Origin of the sequence: Bacillus sp. FSL L8-0152 (assembly GCF_038006365.1) — a bacterium.
Classification (GTDB): domain Bacteria; phylum Bacillota; class Bacilli; order Bacillales; family Bacillaceae_G; genus Bacillus_A; species Bacillus_A cereus.
On sequence record NZ_JBBOVB010000001.1, the window covers coordinates 5,139,558 to 5,159,056 of the forward strand.

Below are 19,499 nucleotides of genomic sequence, written 5' to 3' on the forward strand. Positions count from 1 at the left end.
AAAAATGAATCAACGTGTAGAAGCTGTTGATGCAATTCGTGGTTTCGCTTTGTTTGGCATTTTACTAGTCAATATGACATTAATTCAATTTGGGTTCTTCACCAGTGAAAAACCAACTTATCTATTTGGCGATCTTGATAAAGGCGCTAATTGGTTTATTCAATTTTTCGGCACACATAACTTTATATCCCTATTTTCTTTTCTATTTGGGCTTAGCATTATTTTGTTACAAAAAAGTATTATCGCAAAAGGAAAAAAATTCTTCCCCACATACATAAGACGTATTATCATTCTTTTACTACTCGGCTACATTCATGGCACTTTTGTTTGGGAGGGAGATATTTTATTTGCATACGGAATAATCGGGATTTTTTTAATGATATTCATCAATCGAAAACCGAAAACTTTGCTTATTTGGGCGATTATTCTACTCGCACTTACTACACTTATGTCTTATCAAACTGATCCATCTACAAATATAAATGATTTCGCACCTTATACTGAAAAAGAACATAAAGTCCATCAAACTGGAAGCTATATGGATCACGTCAACTTTAGATTGACTGAAAATCCTTTTGATTACATGGGAATTGACGGTGCATTCGGATTATTTTTTATATCAGTTTTCGCAATAATTTTTATGTCTCCACTGTTCCTACTCGGAATGTATGTAGGGAAAAAAGGCTGGCTATTTGAGGTCAGTAAACATATACCTGCTGTCAAAAAAATATGGTTTGCCACCGGTCTCTTCTCTTTTACAATTAAAATCTTAGCTATGTTCATAAAACACCCGGTTTTAATTATGTTACAAGATGGCCTTACACCAGTAACTATGACCTTCTTTTACGGAAGCACAATCATTTTATTATTCCATTACAAAAAAGCAACCCGTCTACTAACATACATGGCGAACATGGGGAAAATGTCCGTTAGTAATTACTTAGCGCAATCTATTATCGCAACAACCATTTTTTACGCATATGGATTTGGCTTATACGGGAAAATCGGCTATTTCTTCGGTATTCTTTTAACCATCGGAATTTATACGATTCAATTATTCGTTAGCACCTATTGGCTCCAGAAATACCGAATGGGGCCAGTGGAATATGTCTGGAGACTGGGAACTTATTTAGAGAAACCACGTTTTAAAAGAGACTTGGATAAAGCAAGTTAAACAAAAAAAGCAATGAGCCTACGCTCATTGCTTTTCTTAATTTATTAAAGCATAACCCCAACGATAATCGCTGATAATATACTTACTAACGTTGCACCGTATACAAGTTTTAAACCGAATGATGATACAACGTTTGCTTGTTTGCCATCGATACTCTTCGTTGCACCTGCGATAATTCCGATAGATGAGAAGTTCGCAAATGATACAAGGAAGATAGATAAAATACCTACTGTACGAGCTGATAAATCGCCAGCTACTTTTCCAAGGTCAAGCATTGCAACGAATTCGTTCGTTACTAATTTTGTTGCCATAATTTGTCCTGCTTGTAACATCTCTGATGTTGGAATACCCATCACGAATGCTAATGGTGAGAAGATATATCCTAAAATGCTTTGGAATGTGATTCCGAAAATTGAATCGAATACACCATTAATTGCTGTAATTAATGCCACGAAACCGATTAACATCGCCGCTACTGTTACAGCGATTGAGAAACCAAGCATAATATATTCGCCTAACATTTCAAAGAATGTTTGTTTCTTGTCTTCTTGTAATTCTAAAATATCGTCTTCTTCTTTTACTTCATATGGATTAATGATATGAACGATAATGAATCCACTGAATAAGTTTAATACAAGTGCTGTTACTACATATTTTGGATCAATCATTTTCATATAAGAACCGACAATTGACATCGATACTGTAGACATTGAAGATGCACAAAGTGTGTATAAACGATTTTTCGGTAATTTGCTTAGTTGATCTTTTACTGTAATGAATACTTCCCCTTGACCAACGATTGCAGCTGCTACCGCATTATATGATTCTAGTTTTCCTAAACCGTTAACTTTACTTAATAGGAAACCGACTGCACGAATGATAATCGGTAAAACTTTAATATGTTGCAGAATCCCGATTAATACTGCTAAGAAAATAATCGGTAATAATACTGTTAAGAAGAATGGTGCTTGTCCATCGTTTGCTAGACCACCAAATACGAAATTAACCCCAGCTTCCGCAAATTTTAAAATAGAACCAAATCCATCTGCGATCCCTTTTACTAATACAAATCCGACCTTTGTATTTAGTAAGAAATACGCAAGTACCAATTGAATGACGAGCATAAGTGCAATTGGTTTATATTTAATCTTCTTACGATCTGAACTGATAAGGAAACCTAGTACAAACACTACAAGTAAACCGACTAGAAACATTACGAACTTCATATGTGAATCCTCCACTTCTCCCACGAGTTATTGGTCGTATAACGTATAACGAATGACGTCTGACCATTGTTGTTAAAAAAATTTAAAACCCCTAAAACTATTCAACTGTCATCTAAAATCAGTAAGCGTTTACATAAATTGCAATTTATAAAAGGTAGCTTCTTCTCTCCTACCATACTTGAAAGTCTGAAATTGATACCACCTACAAATCAAATTGTAAGCGTTATCTAGGTGAAATGCAATATAAATTTTAAAAGATTTTTATATGTTAATATATTCCTAATTAATTGGTTTTTTCATGCAAATTTACCATAAAAAAAATAGCCCTAGCTATGAGCTAGAGCCATCCTTTTTTTATAACATAACACCAACGATAATCGCTGATAGAATACTTACTAACGTCGCACCGTACACAAGGCGTAAACCGAATGATGATACAACATTTGATTGATTTTCATCGATACCTTTCGTTGCACCTGCGATAATTCCGATAGATGAGAAGTTCGCAAATGATACAAGGAATACAGAAAGAATACCAACCGTACGAGCCGATAAATCACCAGCTACTTTTCCAAGGTCAAGCATCGCAACAAACTCGTTTGATACTAATTTTGTTGCCATAATTTGTCCCGCTGTTACCATTTCTGCTTGCGGGATGCCCATTACGAATGCTAATGGTGAGAAAATATATCCTAAAATAGCTTGGAATGTAATACCGAACATTGTATCAAACAAGCTATTGATTGCTGTAATTAATGCTACGAAACCGAGTAACATAGCTGCTACTGTAATCGCAATCGTGAAACCAAGCATAATGTACTCGCTCAGCATTTCAAAGAATGATTGTTTTTTCTTATTTTCTAATTTCAGTGTATCTTCTTCTTCTGTAATATCGTACGGGTTAATAATATGAATGATAATGAAACCACTAAATAAATTTAATACAAGTGCTGTTACTACATATTTCGGTTCGATCATTTTCATATAAGAACCAACGATTGACATCGACACTGTCGACATAGAAGATGCACATAATGTATATAAACGATGTTTTGGGATTTTACTTAATTGATCTTTTACTGTAATAAATACTTCTGCTTGTCCAACAATGGCAGCTGCTACTGCGTTATATGATTCTAGTTTTCCTAGACCATTTACTTTACTTAACAACGTACCAATAGCACGAATAAATATCGGTAAAATTTTAAAGTGTTGCAGAATTCCGATTAAAACCGCAAAGAATACGATTGGTAATAACGCTGTTAAGAAGAATGAAACCTCTCCTTTATTAACAAGACCACCAAATACGAAAACGATTCCAGCTTCCGCATATCCAAGAAGTGCGCCAAATCCATCTGAAATTCCTTTTACTAAAATATAACCAACTTGCGTATTTAATAAGAAATAAGATAATGCTAGCTGAATAATAAGCATAATTGCGATTGGTTTATACTTAATCTTCTTTCGATCGGCACTTATAAGAAAACCGAGTACAAATACAACGAGTAATCCTACAAGGAACATAACAAACTTCATTAATAAAATCCTCCATTTAACTCTTCATTAACGTTGAACGTCTGACCATTCAAAACAAGAAATAATCCGAACTTTCCATTTCTCCTCCAAAGTCTTCAATCGGATAGGAAAGATCATAAAACCTCTTATTTCAAAGGCATTTTCCATTCTAACATAAATCACAACTCATATCCGCACTTTTCTTAAAAAAATACATTTTATTATGAAACATTCATGAATGTTCGTCTTTTTCATTATAAAGCGAAACTTTAATGAGCAGGAGTTTCACTTCACACAAATAGCTGAACCAACAAAAAATGAGCATCAAGTTTCACTTGATGCTCACCTCATTATACTGCTTTTTCTTTATCAGCTACCGCTGGCTTATCCCAACACTCTGTATTGTCCAAACCTGGAATAGACTCCGCATAAAAGACTGGATCTTTCCCTTGTTTCTTTTGCTTAATATAATCTGATAACGCTGCGAAAGCGTACTTTGAAAGGAATACAATTGCTACTAAGTTAATAACAGCCATAATACCCATGAATAAATCTGCTAAATCCCAAACGATTTGAATTGTCGCTACAGATCCTAGCATAACCATACCAAGTACAGCAATACGGTATGCATTTAATAGCACTTTACTTCCATTTAAGAATTCAATATTTGTTTCACCATAGTAGTAGTTACCTACTAATGAACTGAATGCAAACAAGAAGATTGCAACTGCTACAAATATAGAAGCCCATGGACCGATATGTTGACTTAACGCCTGCTGCGTTAATTGAATTCCATTTAAATCAGCTGCATTATGCACGTCTGATAAAAGAATGATAAATGCTGTACAACTACAAATTAATAATGTATCTGTAAATACCCCTAAAGTTTGAATGAAACCTTGTTTAACTGGGTGCGTTACGTTTGCAGTCGCTGCTGCGTTTGGCGCACTACCCATACCTGCTTCATTTGAGAATAATCCACGTTTTACCCCTAATAAAATCGCAGCTCCTAATCCTCCGCCTACTACTTCTTTAATTCCGAAAGCATGTAAGAAAATTTCTTTAAATACATATGGAATTGCCGTAATGTTTGTTACAACAACGAATAAAGCCACTGCTACATAAATAATTGCCATTACTGGAACAATCATTTCAACCGCGCGAGCAATTCGTTTTACCCCACCGAAAATAATAACTGCAAGTAAACCAGCCATAACAAGACCTACCAATCTGCTATCTGTTTTAAATGCACCATCAAAAGCAGCTGCTACAGTATTAGACTGTACAGCGTTAAAAATCAATCCGAAACTTACTGTTATTAGAACAGAGAACACAACACCTAACCAGCGTTTATTTAAACCCTTTTCCATATAATACGCTGGGCCCCCACGGAATGCATTCCCATCTTTTACTTTATAAATTTGCGCTAATGTGCTCTCTACAAATGCAGAAGCACCCCCAATTACCGCAATTAACCACATCCAAAATACTGCTCCTGGACCACCTGCTGAGATCGCAATAGCTACACCAGCTAAGTTACCAGTACCTACACGAGAAGCTGTACTCATACAAAACGCTTGGAATGATGATACGCCGCTCTTCTCTTTTTGCGCTTTCCTCGTTTTCGAGCTTGCTCCATCCCCAAGCAAACGAATCATTTCACCGAAGTAACGAACTTGGACAAATTTCACACGAAATGAAAAATAGAGCCCTAACCCAATTAACATCGCAATAATGATATATGACCAAAGGATATTATTTACATCCCCAATTACCCTAGCTAAAAAATCCATATTTGTATTGCCCCCTCTTCCTAACAATAAGAAAATTATATTCTAAAAACTTTAAGTAATCAAGAACTTTATGTAAGGTTTTATGACATGAGTATGTTAATTATCTTAACATACGTGTTTTTTTTCATAAAAATATAGCTATTACATACATTTATCCAATACTCAATCACTTATCCTCTTCGACCAGTCATACTTTTAAAGCAGTACGTTCCCCATAATAACGAGAGAGAGAAACAAACAAAAAAAGTTATATTAATAATTACCCCTCACCCTTTTCATCATTTACTACAACAAAAAAGGCGAGCATCGAATTTGCCCCGATGCTCACCTTTTCAATTACACTGCTTTTTCTTTATCTGTTACCGCTGACTTATCCCAACACTCTGTATTCGTTAAACCAGGAATAGAATCTGCACTGAAGACTGGATCTTTCCCTTGTTTCTTTTGCCTTACATAGTCTGCTAATGCTGCATACGCAAATCGGCCAAGAAGTGTAATTGCAATTAAGTTCGTGATTACCATTAGACCCATAAATAAGTCTGCCATATTCCATACAACTTGAAGCGTCGCAACAGAACCGAATAATACCATTCCAACTACCGCAATACGGTAAATTGTTAACCACGTTTTGCTTTGCTTAATAAATTCAATATTTGTTTCACCATAATAGTAGTTTCCTAGAAGTGAACTAAATGCAAATAAGAAAATAATAATCGCTAAGAAACTGCTCGCCCATGGGCCAATTTGTGAACTTAATGCATTTTGTGTTAATTCAATACCTTCTAAATTTGTTGCTTTATATGCACCAGAACATAGTACGATAAACGCTGTTGATGTACATACTAAGAATGTATCTACTAATACTCCAATTGTTTGAATAAAACCTTGTTTCGCTGGATGCGTTACATCAGCTGTTGCCGCCGCGTTCGGCGCACTACCCATACCTGCTTCGTTCGCAAATAATCCGCGCTGAATACCATATTTCATCGCAGCACCGATACCGCCACCTACAGCTGAATCTAAACCGAATGCACCTTTAAAGATTTCCGTAAACACATCTGGTATTAAATAGAAGTTTTTAATGACAACAAAAATAGCTACTGCAATATAAATAAGCGCCATTGGCGGAACAATCATTTCCGACATACGTGCAATACTTTTTACACCACCAAAAATAATAACCCCAACTAATGCAGCTAATACAATACCAACAATATAACGCTCTAAGCCAAATGCATTTTCAAACGCTAATGTTACTGTATTTGCTTGTACTGAGTTGAAAATTAAACCGTAACTAATTGTAATCAGAACAGAGAACCAAATCCCCATCCAACGTTTATTTAAACCTTTTTCCATATAATAAGCAGGACCACCGCGGAAGCCACTGCCATCTTTTATTTTATAAATTTGCGCAAGCGTACTTTCTACGAAACTTGAAGACGCACCGATAATCGCAATAACCCACATCCAAAATACAGCTCCAGGTCCTCCCATAGAAATAGCTAACGCTACACCAGCTAAGTTCCCGATACCAATACGAGCTGCAGAACTCATACAAAATGCTTGGAACGATGATACGCTGCCCTTTTTACGTGTCTTGCCAGTTAGTCCATCACTCATTAAACGAATCATTTCCCCTAAATGAGTAAGTTGTACGAATTTTAATTTAATAGAAAAATAAAGCCCTAAACCAATTAACATTGCAATAAGAATATATGACCAAAGAATCGTATTCGTTGATGAAACGAATTGTTCCAAAATATTCATACAATTAACCCCTCCTTTTCTCCATAAAACGAATTATATTTAAAAAACATTCAAAAATCAACATTTTTCGACAATTTGCAATTTCCAAATATTAGCCAAGCGCGAAGTAACAATATCTTTATGACTCTCCTCCCTCTAACTGTGCATACTAAAACAAAAAATAAATCTACAAACTACCCCATTGACAAAAACACCAACCTGTAACTATAATGGTTACATCAGGTTGTAACAAACCTAATTACAATACATTCATTCATTTTCAGATATACACTTTAACAAAACACTTTGGAGGGATTTATTATGAAAATCGGAATTATCGGAGCAACTGGTAAAGCTGGAAGTCGTATTTTAAAAGAAGCATTAGATCGCGGACATGAAGTAACTGCAATCGTAAGAAATGCTGCAAAAATTACAGAAGAAAACGTAAAAGTTTTAGAGAAAGATGTATTTTCTCTTACATCTAACGACTTGCAAGCATTCGATGTAGTTGTAAATGCATTCGGTGCTCCAGCAGGACAAGAACACCTTCACGTAGATGCAGGAAACGTACTTATTGAAGCTGTGAAAGGTGCACCAAATACAAAATTACTTGTAGTTGGCGGAGCAGGAAGCTTATTTGTAGACGAAGAAAAAACAACACGTGTATTTGATACACCAGGTTTCCCGGGCGAATACCTTGCAACAGCTCAAAACCAAGGTAAAAACTTAGAAATCTTGCAACAAACAAATGATATCACTTGGACATTCATCAGCCCTTCTGCACTATTCGCATTAGGAAAACGCACTGGTTCTTACAAAGCTGGCAAAGACAATCTTCTTGTTAACTCAAAAGGTGATAGCTACGTAAGTTACGAAGACTTCGCAGTTGCAGCACTTGATGAAATCGAAAACCCAAAACACGTAAACGAACGCTTCACAGTAGTTTCTGAAGCTGAATAATAAAAAAAGCTCGTAAAACATTATGTTTTACGAGCTTTTTCTTATTATTGCACTTGCTCTAATCCATTTTGAGTAATCTTAAAGGATATTTCTTGCCCCTTCATCGCATCCTCTTTTTTAACTAACTCATTCTTTTTGTACCAATTCAAACGACTCGGTTCCGCATGATATACTTTCAACACATCTCCATACTCAAATGCCGTTCCATTTAATTGCCCAGCAAAATTCTTTGAAGTCTCTTGTCCTTCTGCCGTTACATGCTTTTTCTCATTTCCATTTTGATCATAAATCGTAAGGCCTATATACTGCTCATTTACAAAGCGATAATGAATCTCCTCATTTGTAAATGTTGCATGTAATTTCTTTTCAGCGTGGTTTAACGTAACAATTGAACGTGTTACATTCGAAACACCTTGATATACTATGCTATCTCCATATGTAACTTCCACAGATACTTCTGTCACTTTCTTATTCCCAAAGCTATCTTTCGTTTCTACTTTTGCTTTTTGTTCACCAATTTTTGTTGTATCCAGTTTTTCTACAAAACCAATTACTTCTCCATCTTTTACTTGAACAAAGTTTTTTGCATCTAATTTATCAGCGTTTGTTCCGATTACTACTTTTTGCGGTACAGTTGTTACTTCTTGCTTAGCTTCCATTCTTTCAAAGCCGTTTTCAGTAATTTTGAAGACTAGTTCCTTTATCTCTTTATTCTTTCCTTCTCCCGCATATACACCTTTTTTGTACCAGTGTAAGCGTGAAGATTCAGCATGATACACTTTCACCACATCTCCATATTCAAACGCTAGTCCGTTTATTTCCTTAGCAAAAGCTTCTGTACTCTCCAGCCCTTTTATCTCTATATTTTTCTTCTCTTTTCCCTCTCTGTTGTACAGAGTGAATGCAAAATACTTCTCATCTCCAAAATAATCATGAATCAAATTACTCGTATCCGTCGCACTCATTTTTTTCGCATCATGATGTAACGTTACAATTGATTTCATATCGTCACCACCATAGCTTAACCCATATACAAGTAAGCTATCTCCATATATTACTTCCAGGAGAACTTCCGTCACTTGCTTATTTCCAAAGCGATCTTTCGTTTCCACTTTTACTTTTTGTTCACCGATTTTTGTCGTAATTGGTTTTTCTACAAATCCAATTACTTCTCCACCTTTTACTTGAACAAAATCTTTTGCATTTAATTTTTCAACTTCTGTCCCAATTACTACTTTTTGCGGTACTACCGTTACTTCTTGTTGAGCTTCCATTCTCTCGAAACCTTGCTCTGTCACTTTAAAGATCACTTCATGAACACCATACTGTGTATCCACTAGTTCATTCTTTTTATATACTTTAAATCTATCAAACTCTTTTTGATATACTTTTACTATATCTCCATATTCAAACGTCATTTCGTTGAATTGTTCCGCAAATCCTTTTGTATTTTCAGATGCTTTTACTGATAGAGTTTTCTTCTCTTTTCCATCTTTATCGTATACAGTCATCGCCATATACTTCTCATCTGCAAATGAAGTATGCATTGGACCTTCTGAATCTGTTGTACTGAATTTCTTTTCTTCATGATTTAACGTGACAACCGATTTAATATTTGTTCCTCCATAACTTGTACCGAAGAACATAATACTATCACCGTAAATCACTTCTAATAGAACTTCTGTCACCTTTTTATTACCAAAGCGATCTTTCGTTTCCACTTTTACTTTTTGTTCACCGATTTTTGTCGTAATTGGTTTTTCTACAAATCCAATTACTTCTCCATCTTTCACTTGAACAAAATCTTTTGCTTCTAATTTTTTAACGTCAGTTCCAATAACTACTTTTTGTGGTACTGCTGTTACTTCTTGCAACATATCCATTTTCTCGAAACCTTTTTCTGTCACTTTGAAGAATAGTTCTTTTGTTCCTTTTTTCTTACCTTGACCAGTAAGAGTATTATTTTGATACCATTTCAAACGATCTGGTTCTGCATGGAATACTTTCACTACATCTCCATACTCAAACTGCGTACCATTCACTTGTTCTGCAAAGTTTTTTGAAGTTTCTTGTCCTTCTGCTGTTACACGTTTTTTCTCTTTTCCTTCTCCATCATATAACGTGATTCCCATGTATAGCTCTTTATTAAAATACTTATGAATCTGGCTATTCATATCAGTCACATGGAATTTCTTCTCATCATGCTTTAACGTTACCACTGAAGCAATATCATTGTTATATCCTGCATATGCAATGCTATCTCCATAAACCACTTCTAATGGTACTTCTGTTACTTGGTTATTTCCAAAACGATCTTTCGTTTCTACTTTGGCTGTTTGTTTTCCGATTTTCGTTGTAGTTGGCTTTTCTACAAAGCCAATTACCTCTCCGTCTTTCACTTCAACAAAGTTTTTCGCTTCTAGCTTTTCTACTTCTGTTCCGACTACTACTGTTTGTGGCTTTGCTGTTACTTCTTGCAATGTTTTTAATCTCTCAAATCCATTTTCAGTAATTTTGAAGAATAATTCTTTTATTTCTTTATTTTTGCCTTCTCCCACATATAAACCCTTTTGATACCAATGTAAGCGTGAAGATTCTGCATGATATACTTTCACCACATCTCCATATTCAAATGCTAATCCATTTACTTCCTTGGCAAAAGCTTCTGTATTCTCCAACCCTTTTACCGCTATATTTTTCTTCTTTTTTCCCTCTTTATCGTACAGTGTAAATTCAAAATACTTCTCATCTTGAAAATAATCGTGAATTAAATTTTTTGTATCTGTTGCACTAAATTTTTTTGTACCATGGTGTAGAGTTACGGTTGACTTCAAGTCTCCCTCCCCGGTATATTTCAATCCATATACAAGTAGGCTATCCCCATATCCAACATTCACTACAACTGGAATGAAATTCTTATTTCCTTTTCCATCTACAATTTCTACTTTTACAGTTTTTTCTCCAACTTCAGGCTTATCTTGCATAATCACACCTGTTGTCTTTACACCTTCTCCTAAATTCTGTACAAGTTCCTTTGCTTTTTTCTCATCATGTGTAGTACCGATTACTACATTTTGTATTTTTTCATTATTTGGCTCGCCATATGGAACTTCATATAACTCAGTTTGTTTTTCACGAATTGGATTGCTATCTGTAGATAACCATATTTCTTTTTCTAATTTTGGTAAATTTAATTTTTCAATCTTTTCTCTCGTAGCATCATTTGCAAATAATCCCCATTTATCAAAGAAAGGAATTAAATTTTGTCCTGCCACTTTTGACGTCATATAAATAAACATCTGCTTTTTCTCTTCATCAGATTTAGGCAGTTCTGTGTCATGTAACAAACGATACATTTGATGTAAATTCGGATAGAATTGTTCCCCATAAGCTAAATGTAACTGCCAAAACATAACTAATTTCTCAAATACATCCATCTTTTCTTGTGCATCTGGTTTACCTAAATAAGCAAATGCACCTTCATAGCGCCCCTCTTGCTCTAACCTTGTTTTATGCCCGAATGTAGTTTGAACTGCCAAAGAATAAATATTAACGGTTACTTCTCCAAGTCCATCCCATAACCAAGTATTCTGTTGATGTTGATGTCCCACTTCATGCCAAGGCCCCCATCCATCATTAGTTAACTCTTCTAGATTTAGTACTGGCCCTAAATTCCCTTTACTATAAGCTGTTCGATAATAAGTCGCATACATATAATTGTCCGTATACCAGTCTTCAACAAAATGAATGGAATGTTTACCTTGATTCGCAACACCCACACCACCTTTTGATAAACCTGATATCTTATGTTCTATATTAATTATTTCATCGTGTTTCTTTAATAACGCAGCTGGATCTTCTTGTTTTAAATGCTCCGCTACAGTCTCAGGATGCATAGTTAATAAACTATTTTCTCCCTTCATTTCTATTGCATATGGATCAGGATTCTCTGCCAACATACGTTTCCAATCTTTTGTCGTATGCTTTCCTAAAATAAATAAAGGATTTGTTGTACCACCTTTTTTCACTTTAGCGACTACTTCTCCTGTGTTGTGATAATTATAAAAGTATAATAGTCCCCCATTTGAAGAAGAAATTTTATTCTCACCAGGATTTAAATTGAATTGTTTAGGTTCTTCTTTTTCATAAGAATATGTACCAATATAAGCTTTAATCTGTTGAGTCCCTTCTACTTGAATAACTACTTCTTCACCCGGCTTTACATAAATGCCCGTTGGTTCATAAGGAGAAAAACTCATTCGACGCTGATGCAACTCACGCATCTCTTCTACATTACCTTTTGGCAGCAATTGATACACTCGCTCTTCTTGCTCTTTCTCCTTATCTTCCATCGTCATCTCTGCATACACCTTAGGTACTTCAAGTCCATATGGCGTTAATAACGTAACTAAACAAGCACCAGCTACTAATATCCTACTCGTCTTTTTCTTCGACATAATCTGTGTCCCCTGTTCCTTTATTTAAAGAAACTACCCTATATATTCATTTAATAAGAAATCCTATTATTTTTATAAAAACATGTAATGAATAGGCTAACACTTCGCGCACCTATATCAATCGCTACCGCATTTCTTCCTATTTATTCGCTTTCTTATATTATAAAATTTTGATGTACTGTATCCTCCTCACTTCTTTCCGCGTGTGATGAGTTCTCTTTCTACATAAAAAGGGTATAGTAAATGATATATTTTAGTCTTGTCATCTATACATCTAAAAATAAAAACAACAATATCATCTTACATTTTCTTCATATATGACCATCTATAGGTAGTTTTTCCAAATGAATTGTACACGCTTTACACTTTGTTTGATAGACTTTTCAATTAGAATAATGTTACAATTTTGTGAATTTAATCTATTAATCGTTACGTTTAGATTTTATTATATTTTATTATTTCTAAATAGTTTTCCTATCATTAAAACAGCGTTTTATATAGTAAATAATTATTTTTATATAACTTTAAAACTCATATATAAAAAGCATTGGTTAACACCAATGCTTTCATCCTTACCTTTTATATTGATTCGGTTTATGCGGTTCATTTGGAGTATATGGCTTATTTGGTTTATTTGGAGCCTCAGCCTTTTTCCAACTTACCGCTAACTCTGGACTTGTTTTTTCTTCACTACGCTCAAGTAATACTACTGCATTTTGAATAGTCGGTGTACCTTTATGCGCAATCCCTTGTAATTTCGTTAAATTTCCTGATACTTTAAAGCTAAATCCACCAGCTGGTGTTTGTTTCGGAATTAAAATGCGGAACTTTTCTCCTACATTAAATTCTGTTTTTGTTTCGCCTTTTTCATTTGCAAATTTCACGCCCGCTGGTGCACCTGTTGCTTGCACTTTATACGTTCCGCTTTTTGCATTTGTTTCTACTGTATATAAACCTGTTTCAAAGAAATCATTTTTTAATACTGCTTCTTGTTCTTCTGTAGGAGTTACACTCATCGTAATTTCTTGTAACTCTTCACTAGCACTTGCTTTTGCAACGATGTCTTTCGTTACTTTCTCTACATTTTTATTGCGGAAATCTAAATCATTAATATCGATTTGTTTTAACGCATTCCACACTGCAAGCTGCGTTGCGTAATGTGCTTCTCTCCAATCAGAAACACCTAATTCTTGTGGACTCTTTTGTGGATATCCATTCAATAGTACACGGTATACGTTAATATCCACTTTCCCCATTTCCGGTAAATCTTGACCGCTTGGAGATTTCAAATCTACATTTAAGCAAAAAGCAATTTTGCCATCTGCGGTTTTAATAAGCTCTGTTCGAATTGGTTTCTTCTTTGACTTACTATAACTCCAATTCATTTCATACTTTGTATGATCCATAACTTCTGCGAATGCTTTTTGAAGTGGGAATAATACAAATAAGACACTTAAAAACATAGCTAAAAGTTTGAACGATTGCTTTATATTCATGTTTACAGCCCCTTAATAACAAACTTAATACTAAGTAGTATTTAATTAGAAAATATTTTTATGCAAAAAAAAGAGCGCATAAAAGCACTCTTTTTTCTTTCTTACTTTAATCTTAGAAATCGAAGTTATCAGGATCTGGACCAACGCGGTGATTTTGGTTTAACGCATCGATTTTTTCCATGTCTTCTTTTGTTAATTCAAAGTTAAATACATCAGCATTTGCAATAATGCGGTGTTCTTTCGTTGATTTTGGAATTGTAATTACTCCATTTTGAAGATCCCAACGTAAAATAACTTGCGCTGTTGTTTTACCGTGTTTCTCAGCAATTTCTTGTAATGTTTCATTATCTAATAATTGACCTTGCATAAGTGGTGACCATGCTTCCATTTGAATACCTTGTTCTTTACAGAAAGCTTGTAATTCTTTTTGTGTTAAACGAGGGTGGTATTCTACTTGGTTAATCATTGGTTTAATTTCTGCATCTTTCATTACATCTTGTAAGTGATGAATTTGGAAATTACTTACCCCAATTGCACGTACGCGTTTTTCTTTATAAAGTGTTTCTAACGCTCTCCACGTATCTTTATATTTCCCTTCTACAGGCCAATGAACAAGGTATAAATCTAAATAATCCAGCTCTAATTTTTTTAAGCTTTCTTCATATGCAGCAAGTGTCGTTTCATATCCTTGATCCGAATTCCACACTTTTGAAGTAATGAATAAATCTTCACGAGAAATGCCTGCTTCTTTTATACCCGCGCGAATTCCTTCACCTACAGCTTTTTCATTTCCGTAAATTGCAGCTGTATCAATGCTGCGGTATCCTGCTTTAATCGCTGATTTTACAGCTTCTACAAGTTCTGGTCCTTCTTCTACTTTAAATACACCTAAACCGAACCAAGGCATTTCTACACCATTATTTAATACTGTTTTACTTTGTAAGTTTTTCATTTTATTTTCTCTCCTTTTATTTTACTTGATCTCTTTTTTCTAATGTCATGCTCCATGCTGTTAAAATCACGGCACCTACTACCATAAGACCGCCTACCCAAGCAGTATGGATTAATCCTAACAAATTCGTTACAAGGCCACCTATATAAGAACCTAAAGCGATTCCTCCGTTAAATGCGGCAATATTAATTGCTGAAGCAACATCAACCGCACTTGGAACAAAGCGCTCTGCCAATATAACTACATATACTTGTAGCCCTGGAACATTCATAAATGCGAATAGTCCCATGAAAATAATTGTGATTAATCCAGCTACTTTAAATGGCGCTGTAAATGTTAAAACAAATAATATGATCGCTTGAATAAAGAACATGTAAAATAGCGCTCGAATCGGATTATGATTCGATAATTTCCCGCCAACCATATTCCCTATCGCAATGGCGATTCCATACACTAATAAAATGATAGTAACGGTACTTGCTTCAAATCCTGTTACTTCTTGTAATAGGGGTGATAAATACGTAAATGTTACGAATGTACCACCGTATCCAAGTGCAGTAATAATGAAAACAAGTAATAGTCTTCCATTTTTAATTAATTTAAATTGATCACGAAACGATACAGGTACCCCATTTTTTAAATTAGATGGGACGAGTATACTGTTTGCGATGAAAGCAATAATTCCAATTACGACAATCGCCATAAATGACGCTCTCCAGCCAAACTCTTGACCGATAAATGTTCCAATTGGCACACCAGTAATAGTCGCAACTGTTAATCCAGTAAACATAATCGCAATTGCGCTAGCACGTTTATTCTCTGGTACGATTGCAGCTGCAATTGTAGATCCAATTGACATAAACACACCATGTGCAAACGCAGATACAATTCTTGCGATAATTAATACAGTGAAGCTTGTTGCTACCGCCGCAATGCCATTACCAATAATGAAAATAACCATAATCCACATTAATAATGTCTTTCGCGACATACTAGCCGTTAACGCTGTTAAAACAGGAGCTCCTACCGCTGCTCCTAACGCATATAAGGAAACCGTTAAACCGGCTGTTGTAACCGAAACATTTAAATCTTTTGAAATAGATGGTAGTAAACCGACACTAATAAACTCGGTCGTACCAATCCCAAACGCACTAATTGCTAGCGCTAATAAAGCAAACATACTTCTTCGATTCGTCTGAGCTTCCGAAGATGGTACTGTATATGAACTCAATTGAATTCCTCCTTATTACAAGAAATCCAATCATAATAGTATGATAAAAAGGCCCTTTTATCTTCTAAAAAATATATTTCATACTTACAAATGCTATTATGAATGGTTTCATTCCTTTTTTGAAGAACGCACTTTAAAGTACGATAGGCACTAAAAAGTAACATAGTCACTTTTTGGTACCGTACTACTCATTTGCCTCTTACATGTGCTATTATGAAACATATTTAACATAATAAAAAGTACGTACTTTAAAGTGCTATAGGTACTAAAAAGTAACATTTGTATTATTAAACTTACTTTACTCAAAAAGGGAGGGGTTCATATGAAGAAATACAATATTCCTGTAGAGGCGACTTTAGAAGTTATCGGCGGCAAATGGAAAGTTGTTATTCTTTGTCACTTAACGAAAGGTACAAAGAGAACGAGTGAATTAAAACGCTCAATGCCTGGTATTACACAAAAAATGTTAACGCAGCAATTACGTGAATTAGAAGACGACGGGGTCATTCAAAGAAAAGTATACAACCAAGTCCCACCGAAAGTAGAATATTCTCTTACCGACTACGGTTGGTCTTTAGAATCCATTCTTGACTCTCTTTGTTCTTGGGGCGAATGCCATCTTGAAAAAGAAGGTAACACATCGATGCTAATTGCAGAAGGTGAATAATAGGAAAAAGGAAAAAACGAACATGAATTTGTTCGTTTTTTCCTTTTTTTCTATATATATATGTACATTTCTAACTGAAACAAAATATTTTATACGCTTTCATACCTTGTCAGCACTACGTTATACACTCAATATCAAATAATTAGGAATCATTTTTATGTTAACATAGGTGTATATAGTATATAATATAGGATATATATTATATACACTTTCCGGTAACGGAGCTTTTCCATTATGCGGACAAGCCATATATCGGACAGTTCATAAATAATAAGTAAGACGTTATGGTTTTAGATTTATGTTTGCAGCTTACTTGCTGTCATAAATTTAAAGGCATTTTATTGTGTTTTGTGAAACTTTGCATAAAGTTTCGTAAACGTTTACTATCTTACTTATAAAAAATAAGAGTATTGCTATCGTAAAGGAGAATTGGAGATGCCAGAAACTATGACTCAAACAAAGCCAGAACAAGAAACTGTACAAATTTCTGCTAGCCAAGGACAACTTGATGTACTTGATCAGTTGTTAAAACCTGAGGTACAAGAATCATTAACAACACTAGTAGAACAGCTTCCAAAATTAACTGAGCTTGTTAACATTTTAACTAAGTCTTATGACTTCGCTCAAACTGTTGCTACTGATGAAGTATTAAAAAGCGACACTGTTGGTGCAATTACAGAGCTTGTAGAACCTGTAAAAGATACAGTGAAAAGCATGGCTGCAACTGCAATCGAAGCGAAAGATCGTGCTGACGAAAGTACTGAAGTTATCGGCCTATTCGGTCTATTAAAATTACTAAAAGATCCACAAGCACAAAAAATGTTCCGCTTTGTGAACGCATATCTTCAAATTAGTGCAGAACGTAACAATAAATAATTTAACTTATAACAACAATTAGTAAAGACGGGGGATATCATACTATGTCAAAACAAATTGTCATCTTAGGCGCTGGTTATGGCGGTCTTCTTGCCGCTTTAAACGTACGTAAATATTACAGCAAATCAGAAGCACAAGTTACAGTGATTAACCAATACCCAACACACCAAATCATCACTGAATTACACCGCCTTGCAGCTGGTAACGTGTCTGAGCAAGCAATTGCAATGCCACTTACAAAGCTTTTCAAAGGTAAAGATATCGATCTTAAAATTGCAACAGTTGAGTCATTCTCAGTTGATAGCAAAGAAATCAAACTAGCTGGCGGCACTACTTTATCTTACGATGCACTTGTAGTTGCTTTAGGAAGTAAAACTGCTTACTTCGGTATTCCAGGACTAGAAGAAAACAGCATGGTATTAAAATCTGCTGCTGATGCAAACAAAATCTACAAACACGTTGAAGACCGTATTCGTGAATACGCGAAAACGAAAAACGAAGCTGATGCTACAATCGTAATCGGTGGTGGCGGATTAACTGGCGTTGAGCTAGTTGGTGAGCTTGCTGACATTATGCCTAAACTTGCAAAAAGCCACGGCGTAAATCCAAAAGAAGTTAAACTTCTTCTTGTTGAAGCAGGTCCAAAAATCCTTCCAGTATTACCAGACCACTTAATCGAACGTGCAACTACTAGCCTAGAAGCACGCGGCGTTACATTCTTAACTGGTCTTCCTGTAACAAACGTTGCTGGCAATGAAATCGACTTAAAAGACGGTCAAAAACTTGTTGCTAACACATTCGTTTGGACAGGTGGCGTTCAAGGTAACCCATTAATCGGTGAATCAGGTCTTGAAGTTAACCGTGGACGTGCAACAGTTGATGCATACCTACAATCTACTTCTCACAAAGACGTATTTGTTGCTGGAGACAGCGCTGTTGTCTTCTCTCCAGACGGTCGTCCATACCCACCAACTGCACAAATCGCTTGGCAAATGGGTGAGTTAATTGGATACAACTTATACGCAGCACTAGAAGGCAAAGCATTCGAAGAGTTCGCACCTGTAAACTCTGGAACACTTGCTAGTCTAGGACGTAAAGATGCGGTTGCTACAATTGGAGCAAGCAATACTCCACTTAAAGGCTTACCAGCATCATTAATGAAAGAAGCAAGTAACGTTCGTTACTTATCACACATTAAAGGTCTATTCAGCTTAGCTTACTAATCTGAATATAAGCCCGAATCATGCCCAGCATGGTTCGGGCTATTTTTATCCGTAATTTTCTCTAACTTATTTATTCGGCAAAAGAATAATATAACCCTTTTAATTATCTAAATTTACTGATTATTTTATGTCCAAATTGTGTATACGAAAAGATGGAAGTATTCTTCCTACTCCCATCCTTTC

The 19,499-nt window shown here is 35.2% G+C and carries 13 protein-coding genes; 5 read left to right on the forward strand and 8 right to left on the reverse strand.

Going from position 1 to position 19,499, the window contains the following annotated elements:
• The first annotated feature begins 4 nt into the window (after window positions 1-4).
• Window positions 5-1,174, forward strand: a complete 1,170-nt coding sequence (locus tag MHH27_RS26225; RefSeq protein ID WP_071731072.1) for a DUF418 domain-containing protein — start codon at window positions 5-7, stop codon at window positions 1,172-1,174.
• Window positions 1,175-1,218: 44 nt separating this feature from the next.
• On the opposite strand, the gene MHH27_RS26230 is transcribed toward MHH27_RS26225, so the two are convergent.
• The 4 genes from MHH27_RS26230 to MHH27_RS26245 all read right to left on the reverse strand — a co-directional run bounded on the left by MHH27_RS26230 (window position 1,219) and on the right by MHH27_RS26245 (window position 7,475).
• Window positions 1,219-2,400, reverse strand: coding sequence for a NupC/NupG family nucleoside CNT transporter (locus MHH27_RS26230; RefSeq protein ID WP_053563400.1), 1,182 nt, complete (start codon window positions 2,398-2,400; stop codon window positions 1,219-1,221).
• A 354-nt stretch (window positions 2,401-2,754) separates the two neighbouring features.
• Window positions 2,755-3,936 carry a NupC/NupG family nucleoside CNT transporter gene (locus tag MHH27_RS26235; RefSeq protein ID WP_000673841.1) on the reverse strand — a complete coding sequence of 394 codons (1,182 nt, stop codon included), beginning with the start codon at window positions 3,934-3,936 and terminating at the stop codon, window positions 2,755-2,757.
• A 329-nt stretch (window positions 3,937-4,265) separates the two neighbouring features.
• Window positions 4,266-5,708, reverse strand: a complete 1,443-nt coding sequence (locus MHH27_RS26240) for an alanine/glycine:cation symporter family protein (RefSeq protein ID WP_098235666.1) — start codon at window positions 5,706-5,708, stop codon at window positions 4,266-4,268.
• Window positions 5,709-6,044: 336 nt separating this feature from the next.
• Complete coding sequence (locus MHH27_RS26245; protein WP_001022954.1) at window positions 6,045-7,475, reverse strand: alanine/glycine:cation symporter family protein; 1,431 nt, start codon at window positions 7,473-7,475, stop codon at window positions 6,045-6,047.
• 300 nt (window positions 7,476-7,775) lie between these two features.
• Here MHH27_RS26245 and MHH27_RS26250 point away from each other — a divergent pair, with 300 nt between their 5' ends.
• Window positions 7,776-8,414, forward strand: a complete 639-nt coding sequence (locus MHH27_RS26250) for an NAD(P)-dependent oxidoreductase (RefSeq protein ID WP_000689910.1) — start codon at window positions 7,776-7,778, stop codon at window positions 8,412-8,414.
• Window positions 8,415-8,458: 44 nt separating this feature from the next.
• Here the strand turns inward: MHH27_RS26250 and MHH27_RS26255 are convergent, their stop codons facing one another.
• The 4 genes from MHH27_RS26255 to MHH27_RS26270 form a co-directional block, all read right to left on the reverse strand.
• A complete protein-coding gene (locus tag MHH27_RS26255) occupies window positions 8,459-12,871 on the reverse strand; it encodes a putative mucin/carbohydrate-binding domain-containing protein (RefSeq protein WP_340944582.1) in 4,413 nt (1,470 codons plus the stop codon).
• A gap of 572 nt (window positions 12,872-13,443) precedes the next feature.
• On the reverse strand, window positions 13,444-14,367 hold the full coding sequence (locus tag MHH27_RS26260) for a thioester domain-containing protein (protein WP_340944584.1): 924 nt from the start codon (window positions 14,365-14,367) through the stop codon (window positions 13,444-13,446).
• A 112-nt stretch (window positions 14,368-14,479) separates the two neighbouring features.
• Window positions 14,480-15,319: an aldo/keto reductase gene (locus MHH27_RS26265; RefSeq protein WP_340944586.1), complete on the reverse strand. Its 840-nt coding sequence runs from the start codon at window positions 15,317-15,319 to the stop codon at window positions 14,480-14,482.
• Between the two features lie 16 nt (window positions 15,320-15,335).
• Window positions 15,336-16,499 (reverse strand): MFS transporter, encoded by a 1,164-nt coding sequence (locus MHH27_RS26270; protein WP_340944887.1) that lies wholly within the window; start codon window positions 16,497-16,499, stop codon window positions 15,336-15,338.
• Window positions 16,500-16,872: 373 nt separating this feature from the next.
• Between MHH27_RS26270 and MHH27_RS26275 the strand changes: the two genes are divergently transcribed.
• The 3 genes from MHH27_RS26275 to MHH27_RS26285 all read left to right on the forward strand — a co-directional run bounded on the left by MHH27_RS26275 (window position 16,873) and on the right by MHH27_RS26285 (window position 19,316).
• The gene (locus MHH27_RS26275) at window positions 16,873-17,217 is read left to right on the forward strand and encodes a winged helix-turn-helix transcriptional regulator (RefSeq protein ID WP_000760481.1); all 345 of its coding nucleotides are present in this window, start codon (window positions 16,873-16,875) and stop codon (window positions 17,215-17,217) included.
• A gap of 435 nt (window positions 17,218-17,652) precedes the next feature.
• A complete protein-coding gene (locus MHH27_RS26280; protein ID WP_001115310.1) occupies window positions 17,653-18,093 on the forward strand; it encodes a DUF1641 domain-containing protein in 441 nt (146 codons plus the stop codon).
• 44 nt (window positions 18,094-18,137) lie between these two features.
• Window positions 18,138-19,316, forward strand: coding sequence for an NAD(P)/FAD-dependent oxidoreductase (locus MHH27_RS26285; protein WP_000043199.1), 1,179 nt, complete (start codon window positions 18,138-18,140; stop codon window positions 19,314-19,316).
• Window positions 19,317-19,499 lie beyond the last annotated feature (183 nt).